Below are 765 nucleotides of genomic sequence, written 5' to 3'. Positions count from 1 at the left end.
GCCGACCTGGGCGCCGAGAAGTTCTTCGACATCAAGTGCCGCAAGGCCGGGCTGAAGCCTTCGGCCGCCGTCATCGTGGCGACGGTGCGGGCGCTGAAGATGAATGGCGGCGTCAAGAAGGAGGATCTGGGGGCTGAGAATGTCGAGGCGGTGAAGAAGGGCTGCGCCAACCTTGGCCGCCACATCGAAAACGTCAAGCAGTTCGGGGTGCCGGCGGTGGTGGCCATCAACCACTTCTACACCGACACCGAGGCCGAGATCCAGGCGGTCAAGGACTATGTCGCGCAGATGGGCGAGGAGGCAGTGCTGTGCAAACACTGGGCGCAGGGCTCGGCCGGCATCGAGGAACTGGCGCACAAGGTGGCGGAGCTGGCTGAATCGGGCCGCTCGCAATTTGCCCCGCTCTACAGTGACGAGCTTGGCCTGTTCGACAAGATCGACACCATCGTCAAGCGCATCTATCGCGGCTCGGAGGCGATTGCCGACAAGTCGGTGCGCGACCAGTTGCACCAGTGGGAAAAGCAGGGCTATGGCCACCTGCCGGTGTGCATGGCCAAGACGCAGTATTCCTTCTCGACCGACCCCAACCTGCGCGGCGCGCCGACCGGCCACACCGTGCCGGTGCGGGAAGTGCGCCTGTCGGCCGGCGCCGGCTTCGTCGTGGCCATCTGCGGCGAGATCATGACCATGCCCGGCCTGCCCTCAAAGCCCTCCTCGGAGAAGATCATCATCAACGAGGCAGGCGAGATCGACGGGTTGAGCTGA

The 765-nt window shown here is 64.6% G+C and carries 1 protein-coding gene; it reads left to right on the top strand.

Annotated elements, in window-relative coordinates; all coding sequences use genetic code 11:
- A partial coding sequence (locus EET67_RS25380) for a formate--tetrahydrofolate ligase (protein WP_128628924.1) occupies positions 1 to 765 on the top strand: 765 nt, incomplete at its 5' end.

Origin of the sequence: Borborobacter arsenicus, assembly GCF_003934165.1 — a bacterium.
Lineage (GTDB): Bacteria > Pseudomonadota > Alphaproteobacteria > Rhizobiales > Rhizobiaceae > Pseudaminobacter > Pseudaminobacter arsenicus.
Note: the sequence above shows the minus strand (reverse complement) of the source record. Positions and strands in the feature narration are given on the sequence as shown.